General features: G+C 61.0%; 16 protein-coding genes. 7 read left to right on the plus strand and 9 right to left on the minus strand.

What is annotated here, in order from left to right:
* Nucleotides 1-2: 2 nt before the first annotated feature.
* Nucleotides 3-917 carry a LysR family transcriptional regulator gene (locus HX821_RS06490; protein ID WP_003207349.1) on the minus strand — a complete coding sequence of 305 codons (915 nt, stop codon included), beginning with the start codon at nucleotides 915-917 and terminating at the stop codon, nucleotides 3-5.
* A gap of 118 nt (nucleotides 918-1,035) precedes the next feature.
* Here HX821_RS06490 and HX821_RS06495 point away from each other — a divergent pair, with 118 nt between their 5' ends.
* Nucleotides 1,036-2,268, plus strand: a complete 1,233-nt coding sequence (locus HX821_RS06495; protein WP_102606145.1) for a cation:dicarboxylate symporter family transporter — start codon at nucleotides 1,036-1,038, stop codon at nucleotides 2,266-2,268.
* Between the two features lie 138 nt (nucleotides 2,269-2,406).
* Here HX821_RS06495 and HX821_RS06500 read toward each other — a convergent pair whose 3' ends face one another.
* The 4 genes from HX821_RS06500 to HX821_RS06515 all read right to left on the minus strand — a co-directional run bounded on the left by HX821_RS06500 (nucleotide 2,407) and on the right by HX821_RS06515 (nucleotide 6,668).
* Nucleotides 2,407-4,017 (minus strand): argininosuccinate lyase, encoded by a 1,611-nt coding sequence (locus HX821_RS06500; protein WP_003207353.1) that lies wholly within the window; start codon nucleotides 4,015-4,017, stop codon nucleotides 2,407-2,409.
* Between the two features lie 20 nt (nucleotides 4,018-4,037).
* Complete coding sequence (locus HX821_RS06505; protein WP_008435327.1) at nucleotides 4,038-5,285, minus strand: OprD family porin; 1,248 nt, start codon at nucleotides 5,283-5,285, stop codon at nucleotides 4,038-4,040.
* Nucleotides 5,286-5,586: 301 nt separating this feature from the next.
* Nucleotides 5,587-6,063, minus strand: a complete 477-nt coding sequence (locus HX821_RS06510; protein ID WP_003207356.1) for a copper chaperone PCu(A)C — start codon at nucleotides 6,061-6,063, stop codon at nucleotides 5,587-5,589.
* Nucleotides 6,063-6,668, minus strand: coding sequence for an SCO family protein (locus HX821_RS06515; RefSeq protein WP_003207358.1), 606 nt, complete (start codon nucleotides 6,666-6,668; stop codon nucleotides 6,063-6,065). The genes HX821_RS06510 and HX821_RS06515 overlap by 1 nt, the downstream gene beginning before the upstream one ends.
* A gap of 265 nt (nucleotides 6,669-6,933) precedes the next feature.
* Here HX821_RS06515 and HX821_RS06520 point away from each other — a divergent pair, with 265 nt between their 5' ends.
* Together HX821_RS06520 and HX821_RS06525 are read left to right on the plus strand one after the other, a co-directional pair.
* Nucleotides 6,934-7,317, plus strand: coding sequence for a DUF2946 domain-containing protein (locus HX821_RS06520; protein ID WP_003207359.1), 384 nt, complete (start codon nucleotides 6,934-6,936; stop codon nucleotides 7,315-7,317).
* Nucleotides 7,318-7,379: 62 nt separating this feature from the next.
* The gene (locus HX821_RS06525) at nucleotides 7,380-7,934 is read left to right on the plus strand and encodes a putative natural product biosynthesis protein (RefSeq protein WP_003207361.1); all 555 of its coding nucleotides are present in this window, start codon (nucleotides 7,380-7,382) and stop codon (nucleotides 7,932-7,934) included.
* Here HX821_RS06525 and HX821_RS06530 read toward each other — a convergent pair.
* On the minus strand, nucleotides 7,909-8,838 hold the full coding sequence (locus tag HX821_RS06530) for an aromatic alcohol reductase (RefSeq protein WP_177035449.1): 930 nt from the start codon (nucleotides 8,836-8,838) through the stop codon (nucleotides 7,909-7,911). The two genes, HX821_RS06525 and HX821_RS06530, sit on opposite strands and share 26 nt — an antisense overlap.
* Before the next feature lie 90 nt (nucleotides 8,839-8,928).
* Here HX821_RS06530 and HX821_RS06535 point away from each other — a divergent pair, with 90 nt between their 5' ends.
* Nucleotides 8,929-9,333 carry a helix-turn-helix domain-containing protein gene (locus tag HX821_RS06535; RefSeq protein WP_003207365.1) on the plus strand — a complete coding sequence of 135 codons (405 nt, stop codon included), beginning with the start codon at nucleotides 8,929-8,931 and terminating at the stop codon, nucleotides 9,331-9,333.
* On the opposite strand, the gene HX821_RS06540 is transcribed toward HX821_RS06535, so the two are convergent.
* The gene (locus tag HX821_RS06540; protein ID WP_177035450.1) at nucleotides 9,334-10,260 is read right to left on the minus strand and encodes a LysR family transcriptional regulator; all 927 of its coding nucleotides are present in this window, start codon (nucleotides 10,258-10,260) and stop codon (nucleotides 9,334-9,336) included.
* A gap of 149 nt (nucleotides 10,261-10,409) precedes the next feature.
* Between HX821_RS06540 and HX821_RS06545 the strand changes: the two genes are divergently transcribed.
* Both HX821_RS06545 and HX821_RS06550 read left to right on the plus strand, forming a co-directional pair.
* Entirely contained in the window at nucleotides 10,410-11,432 is a 1,023-nt protein-coding gene (locus HX821_RS06545) for an NAD(P)-dependent alcohol dehydrogenase (RefSeq protein ID WP_177035451.1), read from the plus strand.
* Nucleotides 11,429-12,595 carry an MFS transporter gene (locus tag HX821_RS06550; RefSeq protein ID WP_177035452.1) on the plus strand — a complete coding sequence of 389 codons (1,167 nt, stop codon included), beginning with the start codon at nucleotides 11,429-11,431 and terminating at the stop codon, nucleotides 12,593-12,595. Before HX821_RS06545 ends, HX821_RS06550 begins: the two co-directional genes overlap by 4 nt.
* 16 nt (nucleotides 12,596-12,611) lie before the next feature.
* Here the strand turns inward: HX821_RS06550 and HX821_RS06555 are convergent, their stop codons facing one another.
* Nucleotides 12,612-13,355 (minus strand): SDR family NAD(P)-dependent oxidoreductase, encoded by a 744-nt coding sequence (locus HX821_RS06555; protein WP_003207372.1) that lies wholly within the window; start codon nucleotides 13,353-13,355, stop codon nucleotides 12,612-12,614.
* A 281-nt stretch (nucleotides 13,356-13,636) separates the two neighbouring features.
* Here HX821_RS06555 and ispC point away from each other — a divergent pair, with 281 nt between their 5' ends.
* The gene (ispC, locus tag HX821_RS06560) at nucleotides 13,637-14,878 is read left to right on the plus strand and encodes a 1-deoxy-D-xylulose-5-phosphate reductoisomerase (protein ID WP_087692420.1); all 1,242 of its coding nucleotides are present in this window, start codon (nucleotides 13,637-13,639) and stop codon (nucleotides 14,876-14,878) included.
* Here the strand turns inward: ispC and HX821_RS06565 are convergent, their stop codons facing one another.
* Nucleotides 14,879-15,826, minus strand: coding sequence for a LysR family transcriptional regulator (locus HX821_RS06565; protein WP_003207376.1), 948 nt, complete (start codon nucleotides 15,824-15,826; stop codon nucleotides 14,879-14,881). It abuts the gene before it with no gap.
* Nucleotides 15,827-15,901 lie beyond the last annotated feature (75 nt).

The raw sequence follows: 15,901 nt of genomic DNA on the forward strand, positions 1-15,901 counted from the left end.
CTTCAACCCTTGCGATAAACCCCCGCCAACTCCCGCGCCAGCCCAATGAAATTCTGCAACGGCGTCGACGGATTGAACGCGCGCCGCACCAGGGTGATCGGCGCCAGCAACCTGGGTCGTGCATCGCTGATCCGGCAGTACACCACGCTTTCGCGATGCACGTCGCGCATCGACGCCGGCACCACCGAGATGCCTTCACCGGCGGCCACTAGGCTGACGTTGGTCAGCATGCGCTCCACTTCAAAGGCAATCTTCGGCTCGAAGCCGGCGTTCTGGCAGGCCTTGATCAGGTTGGCGTACATCCCCGGCGCGCCGGGGCGGCGGACCAGGATGAAGCGTTCGTCCTTGAGGTCGGCCATGGTGATTTTTGGCTCGGCACCCTTGAGCAGCGCATGCCCGACGGGCAGGGTCAGCAGCATTTCTTCGTTGAGCAATCGGTGGAACGTGAGGCTTTGGTGGTCGCCCACCGGTGCGCGGAGGATGCCGATGTCGATGCGTTTTTCGATGGTGTCTTCGGTGACTTCCCGGGCGCTGCCTTCGTTGATCGAGAGCTCCACGCCCGGGTATTGCTCGCGGTAGGCGCGGATGATTCGCGGGATCAGCGGGTGGGCGGCGGCGGAACTGGTGAAGGCAATGACCAACGTGCCTTCGATACCCTGGGCAGCGCGAGCCGCCTTGAGGGAACCTTGCTCGACGCGGGCGAGGATCACTCGCGCTTCATCGAGAAACACCAGCCCGCCGGCAGTCAGGTCGACGCCCTTGGGGTGGCGCTTGAACAGGTCGAATCCCAGCTCTTGTTCGAGGGCACGTATCTGTTGGCTGAGGGGCGGCTGCTGCATGTTCAGGCGAGCGGCGGCGCGGGTGAAATGTCGCTCTTCGGCCACCATGATGAAATAACGTAAATGGCGAAGTTCCATGGTGGTATATCCCGTGACAAGACTTTATTATTTGTGGCCTGAGTGCACCTTGGCGACCAATATGCCGAAAGTGGCCCGATCCGACAATAACAATAAATAAAAAGACCATGGAGCATTGATGCCAACCCGACTTGCCAATAATGCTACCTTGCCTATTTTGATTGCCATTGCTCTTGGCATGGTTGTAGGGCTGTTTTATCCGGGCGTGGCAATCGAGATGAAGCTGCTCAGTGACGCCTTTATAAAAGTGGTCGGGTTACTGATGCCATTTCTGTTGTTTGTGCTGGTGTCGACCGGTGTCGCAGGTATCAAGCGCGAGCCCCACCATCGGCATGTAGTGGGGCGGATCGTGGTGTATTTCCAGCTGATGTCCCTTGCTGCATTGGTGTTGGGAATGTCGACGGGGTGGTTGTTCAGCCTGGATCATACGGCAGTGGCCAACCTGGATTTTGATCATCTGACACCGCCTGCCGCGCCCGAAACGCTGCTGCACGAGCTGTCGATGACCTCGATTTCGTCCAGTCTTTACAAGGTTTTCACCCAAAGCCTGGTGCTCCAGGTGATGCTGGTGGCGGTGCTGTGCGGCCTGCTGCTGGGGCGTGGCGGCCAGGTCGCAAACCGCTGCCTCGGTTGGCTGGAAGCGGCGGTCGCCGGGTTGTTCTGGTTGCTGCGGTTTATCCTGAAGTTCGCACCGCTGGCGGCGTTTGGGGCGATGGCATTTGTGGTGGGAAAGTACGGTTTAAGTTCGGTGCTGCCGCTCTTGAAGTTCATTGTTGTTATTTACCTGGTTTGCGCGGTGTTCGTCATTCTAGTGTTCGCCACGATTACCCGCCTGCTCGGCGTTAAATTGAGTAGGCTAATTGCTTACTTGAAAGAAGAGTTGTTGTTGGTGACGTTCACCGGCTCTTCAGTAGCCGCACTTCCAGGTTGCGTCAGCAAACTTGAGGCGCTGGGCTGTGATCGCCAATTAGTGCGCCTGGTGTTGACCACCGGGTATACGTTCAACTTGGCCGGTACCAATCTTTACCTGACCACTGCCATTATGTTTCTGGCGCATCTGGCCGGGGTGGAGATTGCCGTGCCCGAGTTGCTGGCGGTGCTGGTGATCTGCCTGTTTACCTCGCTGGGGTCTACCAGTGTCGCGGGCTCGGCGCTGTTTACCCTGATTGCTACCTTGAACATCCTGCAACTGGTGCCACTGGAAGGGGTGGGTTTGTTGTTGGGAGTGGAACGGCTGATGAAGTGTCGGTCGTTGACCAATGTGCTGGGCAATTGCGTGGCGTGCCTGGCGATATGCGGGTGGCAGAAGTCGATTGACCATGAGGTGTTGAAGCGGGAACTGAGTCACTGAGCCGAACATGCTTTCCAGACCCAAACGCGGTCAAATGTGGGAGCGGGCTTGCTCGCGAATGCGGTGGGTCAGCCAATAAATCTGCTAACTGATACACCGCCTTCGCGAGCAAGCCCGCTCCCACATTCAGATCGCATTTCAGCCCTTGGCGTTGAGCAACTTGTCGAAGGCCTTGTCCAGGTTGCCTTCAGCACCTTTCAACTTCTCACGACGCTCCTTCAACCAACTCTGGTCCGCGTCGAGATTCTTGCGCGCTTCCACCAGCATCCGCTTGACCTCTTCCGGCTGCGGCCCACCCGTACCCTTGCGAGTCTTGACCATCGTGGTCGGCGACAGTGCAGCCCGGAAACCGGCCTCATCCAGCGGCAACGTATTCGGCGTCCATTTGTATTTGTCCGCGGCCTGGGTGTACAGCTTCTGCGCGTCCGCATACGCGAAGGTCTTCGGCGTGGTGCCATTGCTGCGCGCCTCGGTGACGATCAACGAGGCGAAGCTGTGGCCAATGCGGAACGGCACCTTGAACTGACGCTCCAGGGTGTCGGCCAACTCCATGGACGTGGTCCATTCCGACTCCAGCTCATCCAGCGCTCGCTGCGGGTTGATCTGCAGCGCATCCAGCACGGCATCCATGCTTTTGAACATGTCATCGGTGGACTGGAACAGCCCCAATGAATCGAACGCAAACTTGTAGTCGGTCATGCCGGTGGTGACGTTATGCGCGCGCAAGGTCACGGTTTGCGCCAGGCCCACCACGTCGGAGGCCGATTCCCGAGTGCGCATCAACAACCCCGGGTTGCGTTTTTGCGGCATCGCACTGCTGGTGTAGGTGGACTCTTCGTCCAGCAGCAACCAGGGGCGGATCTGATGGTACTGGGTATGGATATCGCCAATCATCGCGCCGATGCGGATCGCCGAAGACGCCGCGAGGTTGGCCGCCTCGATCGGGATGTCGTAGGTCGACACCTGGCTTGAATCCAGGGAGTTTTCCCGCACGCCGTCAAACCCCAGCAACTCGGCCAGGCGTTCGCGGTTCAGCGGGTAAGCGGAGTTCGCCAGTACCGCGGTGCCCATCGGGCTCAGGTTGAGGCGGGTGTAGAGTTCACGGATGCGTTGGCCGTCGCGATCAAATGCGGCTTCGAACGCCAGCAGGTAGTGCGCATAGCTGATGGGCATGGCCTGCACGCCGTTGGTGTAGGCGGGCACCAGGGTGTCGATGTTCTTGTCGGCGATGTTAAGGATGCGCTGGCGGGTGGCGTTCAGTGCCTCGCTGTAGGCCAGCACCTGGGAGCGCAGTTTGGCCAGGCGGTAGGTGGCGAGCATGTCCTGGCGGCTGCGGCCGGAGTGGATCAGCGACGCTTCCGGACCGATCTTGTCGGTCATGATTTTTTCCAGTTGCAGCACGTCTTCCGGGCGCTTGCCATCGGGCTGGTCGGCCTGGTCGATGGCAAAGCGCACGCCGCCGGCGATCTTGTGGCCCATGTCCGGCTTGACGATGCCTTCTTCGGTGAGCATCACGATCGAGGCTTTGTTGATGCGGTTCAACCAGGCGAACTGGGTTTGGGTCGGGTCGCCCTTGGCCTTGTGGGCGCTTTGCGAGGAGCCCGGCGTGGCGCCGACTTTGGCCGCCTGGGCGGCGCATTCTTCGGTGGTTTTGCAGGGCAACGCGCCGGTGTCGGCGGCGTAGGCGCCGTAACTGCTGAACAGGGCAAAGGCGACGGCCAGGTGGATCAGGCTTTTTCTGCTATTCATGTGCAACGCTCCGGGAAAAATCACAGCAAGGGCAGGGTGTAGCTGACGATAAAGCGGTTCTGGTCGATATCGCTGCCGCTGCCATTGCTGCGATACGTGCCATTGCGCCATTTCACTTCAAGGTTCTTCAGGGCACCGCTCTGGAACACGTAGCCGATATCGGTGTTGCGCTCCCACTCGGTACCTTCCAGGGTTCGGGTACGCACGAAGTTGTCACCCTTGAGGTAGCGGGTCATGAAGGTCAGGCCGGGGATGCCGAGGGCGGCGAAGTCATAGTCGTAGCGGGCCTGCCAGGACTTTTCCTCGGGGTTGGCGAAGTCTGGCGAGATCATCACGTAGTTGACGAGGTAGGAGTCGGTACCGTCCAGGTGGGGGAAGCCGGTGGTGCCTTTCATGCGCTGGTAGGCGGCGCCGAACGAGTGGCCGTGGAGGCTGTAGGTGAACTTGGCACCGAAGGCCTGGTTGTCGATGTTGCTGTTGCCTTCCTTGCTGGAGTCGGCGTAACGCAGGTCGGTCTTGAACGACTGCGCGTCACCCAGTGGCAGGGTATGGACCAGGTTGAAGATGTGTTGCTTGTAGTTGTTCTCGAGGTTGGCGTAGTGGTAGCCGGTGACCAGGGTTTTGGTCCAGCTGTAGCTGGCACTGGCGAAGTCGAATTTATCGCTGGGCACGGCACCCTTGATGCCTTTGCCGTCGACTTCGATGTCTGCATGGCCGCTGTCGTTACGCAGGGTGTTGCTGGTCAGGCGCCCGGCATCGAAGGTCAGGCCGGCGATGTCCTGGCTGGTCAATTGAGTGCCGCGAAAGGTCTGGGGCAGCAGCCGGCCATCGTTGGGCAGTACGGTGGGCAGCTTGGGGATCAGCGTGCCGAATTTGAGCACGCTTTTGGAGATCCGCGCCTTGGCGGTGGCGCCCATTCGACTGTAGCTGTCCGGTGCGCCATCCTCGCCCACGGGAAGCAGGCCGGTGTTTTGGCGGTCGGGGCTTGAGTCCAGTTTCAAACCCTGCAGGCCAATGGCATCGAGGCCAAAGCCCACCAGGCCTTCGGTGTAACCCGACTGGTAATTGAGGATCAGCCCTTGGGCCCACTCATCGCGTTTGGACTGGCTCGCGTTGGGCTGGCGGTAATCGCTGTTGAAGTAGAAGTTGCGAAATTCGAGGTCGGCCTTGCTGTCTTTGAAAAAGTCAGCTTCGGCAAAGGTTGGGAAGGCGAGGGTCAAACCGAGGGTGGCCGAAGTCAAGCCCAGGGTAATGGGGGATTTGTTCATTGTTATTCCCGTTGTCTGCTGCTTATTTTTAGAATTATCTGGCCGGACGGCGACAGGGAGACGCGTCCGGCTTGCGCAGGCTAACGAGTTGTATTGCAGATTGAAAATATATAGAAAGTGTTGATGCGAGACGAAAAAAGTATGAAGCGAACGCCCGATTTTTCAGGCACTGAAGGGCCAATGTGGGAGCGGGCTTGCTCGCGAAAGCGGTGGATCAGTCAATACATCCGGTGACTGTCACACCGCATTCGCGAGCAAGCCCGCTCCCACACAAGCCCGCTCCCACATTTTGATCTGCGCTTTAGTGCATCTTGCTGTGATCCATGGTTTCCGTCGCATTCAACGCACGGGCTTGGGCCTTCACTTCGATCGACTGCTTTTCACCCTTGGCATTTTCCACGGTGACGGTCAGCGGCACCTGGTCGCCTTCCTTGATCTGGGCGGTGAGGTCGATCAGCATCACGTGATAGCCATCTGGGTCGAGCTTGACGGCCTTGCCCGCGGGCAATGGCACCGAGTCCACCGGGCCCATGCGCATCACGTCGTCCTTCATGGTCATCTCATGGATCTGCACGGTCTTGGCGACCGGCGAAGCCACGCTGAGCAGTTTGCTGTCGCTGTCGGCGGTGACGGTCATGAACGCACCGCTGGACGGCTGGCCCGGTACCGAGGCGCGTACCCAGGCGTCGGTGACCACTGCCTGTGCACTGGCGTGGGCGGCGAGGCCCAGCAGGGAGAGACCGAGGGCGAAGCGCTTTAGGTGTTGAACGGCAGTCATTAGCAGACCTCCATGACGGTGAGCAGGTCTTCTGCGCACTCTTTGGCGTTAAGCGAGGCAGACAAGCCCAGGCGCAGGGTGCCCCGGGTGTCGAACACAAAGCTGGTGGCGGTGTGGGAGAGGGTGTAGCTGTCGCCGGCGGGGATCTTTTCATAAAAGATTCCGAATTCCTTGGCGGCCACGGCGATTTCTTCCGGGGTGCCGTACAGCGCCTGGAAGCTGGGGTCGAAGGCCTTGACGTAGGCGTCGAGTATCTTGGGCGTGTCGCGTTCGGGATCCAGGGTGATAAACACCACCTGCATGATCTTGCCGTCGCGGCCCATCAGTTTTTTCGCCTGGGCCATGCGCGCCAGTGTGGTCGGGCACACGGCCGGGCACTGGGTGAAGCCGAAGAACACCACTGGCATCAAGCCACGGAAGGAACTCAAGGTGACGGTCTCGCCGTCAGTGTTCTTGAGCTTGAAGGTGCGGCCCATGATCTTGTCGCTCAGATCCTTGCCGTACTTGAAGTTCAGTTTCGGGCTGTTGTCACAGCCGGCCAGCAGGCCCAGGCCCAGCAATCCCATGCCGGAGAGGACTTTGCGGCGGGTGAATAACGTACTCATCAACTGTGCATCCTGTGAAGCGCCTGGGTACCACGAAGCGTTAAATCAGGCGAGGAGAGCGTGGCATTCTAACAACCCGGGCCTCTGGGCGTAATCTGCGACGTTCTGTCACAGGCCCTGCCGAGCAAGACCAAATGTGGGAGCTGTCGAGCTTGAGCGAGGCTGCGAAGGGATCGCCTCGGTATTCCTGCAAGACCGTGGCGTCTGCATCGCAGCCTCGCTAAAGCTCGACAGTTCCTACAGGGGGAATGGTAAAGTCGCCGCCATGAAACTCTCCCGCCCGGACCGCTCACTCATTGCCTGGACCCTGTATTTTTGCGTCCTGTTCAATGTGTTCGTCTGCGGTTTGGGCCATGGGCAGATGATGGGGCTTGAGCTCAATGGCCTGGGCGGTCAGTTCTGCTCAAGCCTGGGCACCAAGGCGCCGGCCTCGGATGCCGGCCTGGGCAATCCGACGGCCAGCAGTTGGTCGAACTTCTTCGCCTGCCCGGTGTGCTCCGCCGTGACCCTGGGCATCGTCTTCCTGTTTTGCCTGGCCTGGCTATTGGGCCTCGGGCAAAAGCCGCGCCCGGCCCATGAGCGGCGCAACAAGGCCCCTCCACGGTATTCCTGGCCCTCGGCCAACCCTCGCGCTTCCCCTGCATTCTGACGTGTGCCCCGGGCTTCCTGATACCAGGAGGCGTTCTATCGTCACGAGTGTGAGTGCGTTCCATGAGCTCTATCCTGCCTTCCGGCGCTGCCCGTCTGGTCAGCAAGGCGTCGCGCCGTCCGTCCCGCGGCGACGTGTTGCTACCGTCTGTCGAATACCCGAGTAACGCCCGCTGTTTCGTCCACCTGGATGCACGGTTGCTGCCGTACTGGCACACCTTGTTCGACATCTGCCCCGGTTTGCTCAAGCTCGACCCGCCGGAGGGCTTGAACCTGTTTCGCAGCTTCATGACTTGGGCTTACCGCAACCGTCCCTCCCTGGACTGGACCTACCATGTAAACGTGTGCCGTTGGCTGCTCGGTTCGGTGTATCGCACGCAGATCGATGAAGAGCCCATCGAAGCGTTCATGACAGCGGCCGCGGCCCGTTGGGTCAGCGATGACACCAGCCAGGTCCGGGGCGTGGTTGTGGCCTGGCAAGGCGCGCCGCTTCAGGTGGTGGACTGGAAGCCGGGCAGTGGCGTGGCGCTGCAAAGGCTGCCGCCGCTGCCCTGGGATTTCGCCTGGTGCACGTTGGACAGCCAGGGGCAGTTCAGCGGGTGGTTGCCGGTGCCTTGAGGTTCTGCTCAATCCATTGGGCAACGCTGGTCACGGCGATCTGTTGTTGCCCATTGAAGGTAATGGCAGGGTCCCAGGCCACGCCGTTGCCTTGGGCGAAGGCCACCCGGTATTTCATCAGGTTGTCCTCGGGTGCAGCGGCCAGTTCCGCTTCCAGGTAGCGCACCGACCAGCGTTCGCGTTTGAGGGTGAGCCCCAGTTGCGCATCCACGGTATCGGCCAGCTCGCCGTAGGTCAGGGTGTCGCCGGCGGTGTACACCACCTGATTGGTGATCGGCGGCGTGCTGAACAGGATGCGTGCCGTCAGCAGGCCGATGTCCTCAGGCGTGGTGACGGTGACAGCGGTGTCCCAATCTCCCAATGCATGCACGGTATTCTGCGCCAGGTCGACGACGCCGAAGGACGGTTCAAATAGGAAGCTGGTGAACATCCCGGTGGAGACAATCACCCATTGCGTGCCTTGCTGGGCGCGCAGCAAGTCGCGCACGTCAAGCTGTTCATCCCAGAGGTCCTGGGCCGAACCGCGGCCGATCACGTCGTAGTCCACACCGAACTGCCACGGTACATAACGTTTCACGCCGCCTGCGATGACCGCGCGGGTCAGCTTGCGCTGAGTGGCGGGGCCTGCGGCAAAGCCGATGCAACTGATCACGGTGTGATAGTCGGCGAACACCGTTGCCAGCTCGGCCTCGGAGCCATTGGCCAGGTCACCCGCCAGCAGCTCAATGCCCAAGGCGCGCAGTTCGATGATTTCCTGCTGTTTGGCCGGGTCGGGGGAGTTCAGTGTGGCGGGGCGCAGCAACACCGTCACAGACACATTTTGCGGTGCAGCCAGGCGGGACAGTTGGCGCAGTACCGCCAGGCCCAGTTCGCCGGCGCCCAGTACAAGGATCGAAGCAGTCATAGGGGTCTCGGTTCAGGTGAAAGTCATGCCATGCTTGCAGAATTGCCGACCGCGCATAAGAAGGCACACCAGTGATACCGGGAGTAGAAGGTGGATAACGACGAGATCATCAGGCGCTCACAAGCCGCCTGTGAAGCCCTTAGCGCCGATGAAGACGGGCTCAAACGGCAGGTGCTGACCCATGCGGGAAACCGCTGGTCGTTGGGCATCGTGCACCTGTTGGGCGTGAACGGCCGGCTGCGCCACGCCGAGATCGGCCGACGCATGGAGGGCGTCACCCAGCGCATGCTCACGCGGACCTTGCGCCAGCTGGAGCGCGATGGCCTGGTGCTGCGCCATGACTTCCAGGAGGTGCCGCCCAAGGTCGAATACCAGCTATCGGAGTTGGGCAAACAGCTGCTGGTGCACATGATTCCGTTGTGGACGTGGGTGGTGGAAAATGCCGACGGATTCAGGCGATCCCGGGAGCAGTTCGACGCTGATCAGGCGCTGTGATCAAGACGTGGGCCGGCAGTCTGCACGTTTGCTCGCAGGCCCATCCTCGGGAAACAGGTGCGCATGCAGGTAGTCGATAAACACCCGCAGCTTGGGCGTTGGATGGCGGCCCGAAGGCCACATGATCCGGAAGTTCTCTGCTTCCGAACACGCCTCCAGCACCGGCACCAATTGTCCGCTGTCGAGCCATTCACGAATGGCGAAATCCGCCAGGTAGGCGATGCCGATACCTTGCACGGCAAAGCAGATGCGCGCTTCCAGGTTGTTGCAGACCATCGCGGCGGGCAGTGGGAAATCAGCTTCCACCCCGTCCTGGCGCAGGGGCCAGCGCTGCATTTTGCCGGTGTTGGGGTAGCGGAACTTGATGCATGCATGCTGAGCCAGGTCTTCCGGCCGTTGCGGCGTGCCGCGCTCGGCGAGGTAAGCCGGTGATGCTACCAGCAGCATCCGGTAGCCGCCGATCAGGCGCGATGTGAGGCGCGAGTCGGGCGCTTCACCGCTGCGCAGCACGGCGTCGTAACCTTCTTCCACCACGTCCACGCGGCGGTCGGTAAAGCTCAGGTCCAGCTGCACCTCGGGGTAGGCTTTCTTGAATTGCGCGAGCACCTGCAAGAACGGATGGCCCACCAGCGGCAGGCTGACCTTGAGCCGGCCACGAGGCGCCGACACGGTTTGCGAAAGCTCGGCTTCGGCTTCGTCGATCTCCATCAGGATGCGCCGGCTGCGCTCCAGAAACAGCTCGCCCTCGCCAGTCAGCGTGACGCTGCGGGTGCTGCGGTTGAACAGGCGCACACCCAGGCGTTCCTCCAGGCGTACCACGCTCTTGCCGACTGCCGAGGCCGTTACGCCCAGCACGCGCCCGGCGGCGACAAAGCTGCGGGTTTCGGCGACCTGCACAAAAACATTCAGGGTGTTGAGGCTGTCCATCGAGGCTCCGGTTTGGCTGAGGCGAGGCCTGGCTACCTTATCCCGATTGCGGAACAAAAGCTCCGTAGACAGTGGAGCCGGCGCCCCCTTAATCCCGTGAGGACAGGCCCATATCCTTGTGGCATTGCCCATTCACGAGGAATACCAAGATGACCGACACCATGAAACGCTGGGAAACACCTGCATTGGGACTGCACACACTGCGCCTTGCCGACGTGCCACGCCCCATCGCGAAGGCCGGGGAGGTATTGGTGCGCGTCGAGGCCGTCTCGCTCAATTACCGCGACGGTGAAGTGGTCGAAAACAGCATGGGTGCCGACCTCACATTCCCATTCACGCCGGCCTCCGACATGGCGGGCACGGTGGTCGCCGTGGGCGAGGGCGTTACGCGTTTCAAGGTGGGCGACAAGCTGCTGTCGACGTTTTTTGCCGGATGGGTCGATGGCGCTCCGCTGTCCTGGAGTGAAGCGCCGCCTCAGGGTGGCCCGCTCCCCGGCATGCTCGCCGAGTACGTGGCAACACCTGCCGAATGGTGCGTGCATGCGCCCCTCAGCCTCACCGCAGGGCAGGCCAGCACCTTGCCAGTGGCCGCCTTGACGGCGTGGATGGCGCTGTTCGAACTGGGCCACCTGCACGCCGGCCATACCGTGGTGGTGCAGGGCACCGGTGGCGTCTCGCTGTTTGCGGTGCAACTGGCTGCGGCCAATGGTGCCCGCGTTATCATCACCAGTAGCAGCGATGAAAAGATCGCGCGTGCCATAGAGCTGGGTGCCACCCATGGCATCAACCGCAGCCGGGTAGCGGAATGGCACACGGCGGTGCAAGCGCTGACCGATGGGCGTGGCGCCGAACATATCCTGGAAATGGCCGGCGGTGACAACCTCACGCGTTCCCTGCACGCGGTAGCCAACGGTGGGCGCATCTCGGTGATCGGCCTGCTGGAGAGTGACCAATTGAATGCTCCGGTCATGGCCTTGCTGGGCAAGCGGGCCTCCATCATCGGCATCTCCGTGGGGCCGCGCCGCGCATTGGAAGATCTGATTGCCATGATCGACCGCCACGGCATCGAGCCGGTAATCGATCACACCTACGGCTTCGAGCAAGTGCCCGAAGCCTTCGCTCATCTCGGGCGCGGTGCCTTTGGCAAGATCGTGATCGAGGTCGGCCGGTGATCTACATCATTCTGGGTCTTTTCGGCCTGTACACCCTGGAGTTTGGTGTGGTCGGCATTTTACCGATGATCGTCGAACGTTTCGGCATCAGCGTGTCTCAGGCCGGGTTATTGATGGGCTTGTTTGCGCTGATCGTGGCGGTGCTGGGGCCTTTCCTGGTGCTGATGGCGTCGCGCCTGGCGCGCAAGAAAATCCTGGTGGGCGCGCTCTTTGGTTTTTCCGTGTGCAGCGTGCTGTCGGCGTTTGCGCCGAACTTCGAAACCTTGATGGCGTTGCGGGTAATTCCGGCGATGCTGCACCCGGTGTTTTTTGCCGCTGCGTTTTCCACCGCGGTGTCCTTGTACCCCAAGGACCGCGCGGCGCATGCCACGGCCCTGGCCGTGGTGGGCACCACCTTGGGCCTGGTGCTTGGGGTGCCGCTGATCACATGGGTGGGCGCGAGTATTTCCTATGAGGCATCGTTCTTCTTCTGCGCTTTGGCAACGGGGTTGGCAGGTGTCGGACTGCTGTTGAAACTGCCCCATCATGAACGCCCGATGCCGCTGAGTTTCGGCAAGCAACTGGCGGTGCTGCGCAGCCTGTCGGTGTGGCTGGCGATCATCGCGACGGTGCTGGTGTTCACCACGATGTTTTCGGTCTACAGCTATGCCGCCGAGTACCTCAGGACCCAGACCGGCATGGATGGCCAGGCCATCAGCATCATGCTGGTGATCTTCGGCGTGGGCGGTGTCACGGGCAACCTGTTGGTGGGCCGGTTATTGGGCAAAAGCATGGTGGCGACGGTGGTGCTGTACCCCATTGTGCTGGCGGCGGCGTACGTGGTCTTGTACGCGTTCGGCAGCCCGTCGTGGTGGTCGATGAGCTTGATTGTGCTGCTGTGGGGCGCTGCGCATACCTGCGGGCTGGTGGTCACGCAAGTCTGGCTGACCTCGTCGGCGCCCGAGGCGCATGAGTTCGCAACCAGCCTGTATGTGTCCTCGGCGAATGCCGGCGTGGTGATCGGGGCGTCCGTGGGCGGGCTGTTTATCAATGCATTCGGCACCACCGGAGTGATCGGCTGCGGCTTGATATTTGCCGCACTGTCATTGCTTGTGATTGGGTGGAAGGCCTTGGCGTTCGGAGGCGCCAAGGCATTGCCCGCAGACCTGTGCGCTGCGCATTAGGCCTGCGGGGCCATGGTCAACGCAGGGTGTAGCCGCCGTCGACCACCCAGTCCTGGCCAAACACACTGCGTGCGCCCTGGCTCAACTGGAACAGGATCACATCGGCAATAGCGCCCGGCTCCAGGAATTGCCCATTGAGCAGGCGCTGATTGACTGTGGTGGCAACGCCGCCCAACGCTTCGTCACTGAGCCCCAAGGTGCTCCAGATCGGCGTGGCGGTGGGGCCGGGCGATACCATGTTCAGACGAATGCCATGGGGCGCCAGCTCCACCGCCAGGGTGCGCATTTGCGCCCGCAAGGCGGCCTTCGAAGCAATATACGCGGCGAGCCCAGGGAAGGTCGCCAGCTCCAGGAATGTACCGATAAATACCACCGACGCCTGGGCGGCCATTTGCTCGCGTAGGCTGCCGAGGGTGTTGAGAGCCGCGGCTCCATTGACGGCCCATTGCCGGTCAAAGGCGGCCAGGTCCAGGCCATCGGCCAGTTGTGCGATCCCGGCATTGGGCACGAGGTAATCCACCGGTCCGATGGACGCCGTCAACTGCGCCAGGCGTGCCTGGTCGGCAGCCTGGGTGACATCCCCCGCCAGCCAGTAGAGCTGCTCGCCAAAACGCTCCGCCAATGCGCCCAATTCGCCAATCTGTCGCGACATGGCGACCACTTGCGCACCTTGTTCAAGCAGCTTGCAGGTGACAGCCAGGCCGATACCTGAACTGGCACCGGTCACTACGGCAAGGCGGTGGTTGAAGTCATTGTTCATGGGGTTCTCTTTATAGATTGCCAAAGGGGCGCGCAGCACTGATCAGGATTCATGCCATATGAAAAGTTCCTATAAATCAGTTGGATATATTTTTTGTAGTCGATATGACACGAGTGTTATGTAGTCCTTATGACGTGCTGTAGTCGTTATGACCAAGGCCCGTTTTCGAGCTGATCGAAGGCTTGGCTTTTTTGCGATAGTTGTTGGCGTTATCGCGATGACGGCGCTGGCACTTTCCTTGGTTAATGGCGGCTGTTTCTCTACGTCAGGCTCATTACGTCATGTCGCTTATTCCGCGCAAAAAAGTCATTCGCCAGGTGATCGCCACCCGTCAACGCTTGCAAGCCATCAGCGTGCTGGGCGCTACCGGTTCGGTGGGCGTCAACGTATTGGACGTTATCGCGCGTCACCCCGAGCGCTATAAAGTCTTCGCCCTCAGCGGGTTCACCCAACTGGAGCTGTTGAAAAAACAATGCTTGTTGCACCGTCCGGACTACGCCGTGGTGCCCACGCCGCAAGCCGTGGCGACGCTGCAGAAGCAACTGTTGGAGGAGGGCTCTCAGACTCAGGTAGTGGGCGGCGAAAGCGGTCTGAAATTCGTCGCCGGTCACCGGGATGTGGACACGGTGGTGGCCGCTATCGTCGGTGCGGCGGGCTTGAATGCAACGATGGCCGCCGTCGAGGCCGGCAAGAAAATCCTCCTGGCCAACAAAGAGGCACTGGTGATGTCCGGTGCGTTGTTCATGCAGGCGGTGCGCAGCAGTGGGGCGGTGCTGTTACCGCTGGACAGCGAGCACAACGCAATTTTTCAGTGCCTGCCGTCCCATGCTCAACACGGCCTGGCCCACGCGGGCGTGCGGCGCATTCTGTTGACTGGCTCCGGCGGGCCGTTTCGCCAAACGCCGATGGCGCAACTGCACAACGTAACGCCGGACCAAGCCTGCGCTCACCCGAAATGGTCCATGGGCCGCAAGATTTCGGTGGACTCGGCAACCCTGATGAACAAGGGACTCGAACTGATCGAGGCCTGTTGGTTATTCGGCGCCAGGCCGTCCCAGGTCGAGGTAGTGATCCATCCGCAAAGCGTCGTCCATTCGCTGGTGGATTACGTCGACGGCTCAATGCTCGCGCAGTTGGGGAACCCGGACATGCGCACGCCCATCAGCCATGCCCTGGCCTGGCCGCAACGGATCGATTCAGGGGTTGAACCACTGGATTTGTTCAAGGTGGCCCGGCTGGATTTCGAAGTACCGGACGAGAAGCGCTTTCCTTGCCTGGCCCTGGCGCGCGAGGTGGCGGATGTGGGCGGCACGGCACCGGCGTCGCTCAATGCGGCCAATGAAGTCGCGGTGCAGGCCTTTCTGGACGGACGCATCGGCTTCATGCAGATCGCCGAGTGCATCCGGCATGTGCTGGACAAGGAGCCGGTGGTGGCGGTGACGGACCTGTATGGCGTCATGGAGGCCGACGCCAGTGCCCGCCGGTGGGCACTCGGATGGCTGAATCAGCACTATCAGCGATGATCAGCCGTAGCTGACCCGGTCGCGAATCTTCAGCACAGCCTTATGGTCGGCCAGCACTTCCGGGAGTGAACTGCGCAGGTACTCCACCCAGGTTTTGATTTTTGCATCCAGGTAGTGCCGGGAAGGGTAGATGGCGTACAGGCTCAGTTCTTCCAGGCGGTACTCGGGCAGGACTCGCACCAGAGTGCCGCTGCGCAGCCCCTTGATTGCCGCATGCACCGGCAGGATGCCCACGCCCATGTCGTTGCTGATGGCGGTCTTCATGGCGTCGACCGAGTCCACCAGGAACGGCGAGCTGCTGATGGTGACGCTCTCCTGGCCACGGGGGCCGTCGAACGTCCAGTCTTCCAGCGGGATCACCGGGCTGACCAGCCGCAGGCAGGCGTGGCTGAGCAGGTCTTGCGGCGTTTGCGCGGCACCATGGTTTTTTATGTAGGACGGTGAGGCGCAGACGATGCTGTAGGTCGTGCCCAGTTTCTGTGAAACGTGGCTGGAATCGGGCAGGTCAATGGCCAACACAATCGACACGTCGAACCCTTCGTTGACCAGGTTCGGCGTGCGGTTGCTCATGCTCAGGTTGAACGTCACGTCGGGGTAGTTCTTGCGGTAGCGTGCGATGGCGTCCACCACGTAGTGCTGGCCGATGCCTGTCATCGAGTGCACTTTCAACTGGCCGGTAGGGCGTGTGTGGGCGTCGCCGGCTTCCAGCTCCGCTTCCTCGACGGAGCGCAGGATTTGCTCGCAACGCAACAGGTAGCGTTTGCCGGATTCGGTCAGTGCGGTACGGCGTGTGGTGCGGTTGAACAGGCGGGTTCGCAGGTGGGTTTCAAGGTTGGAAATGGAGCGCGAAATATGGGTGGTGTTGCTATTCAACTGCACTGCCGCGCCAGTAAAACTGCCGACTTCGGCAACGCAGCGGAAGATGCGCATGTTCTGCAGGATGTCCATCGATGCTCTCCAGGTGGAACGTTTTTTAGTGTGGCATGAACTCATCCACGGCTGTAAACGCTATTTATTGTGGAT

The organism is Pseudomonas sp. B6001, assembly GCF_013386015.1.
GTDB lineage: Bacteria > Pseudomonadota > Gammaproteobacteria > Pseudomonadales > Pseudomonadaceae > Aquipseudomonas.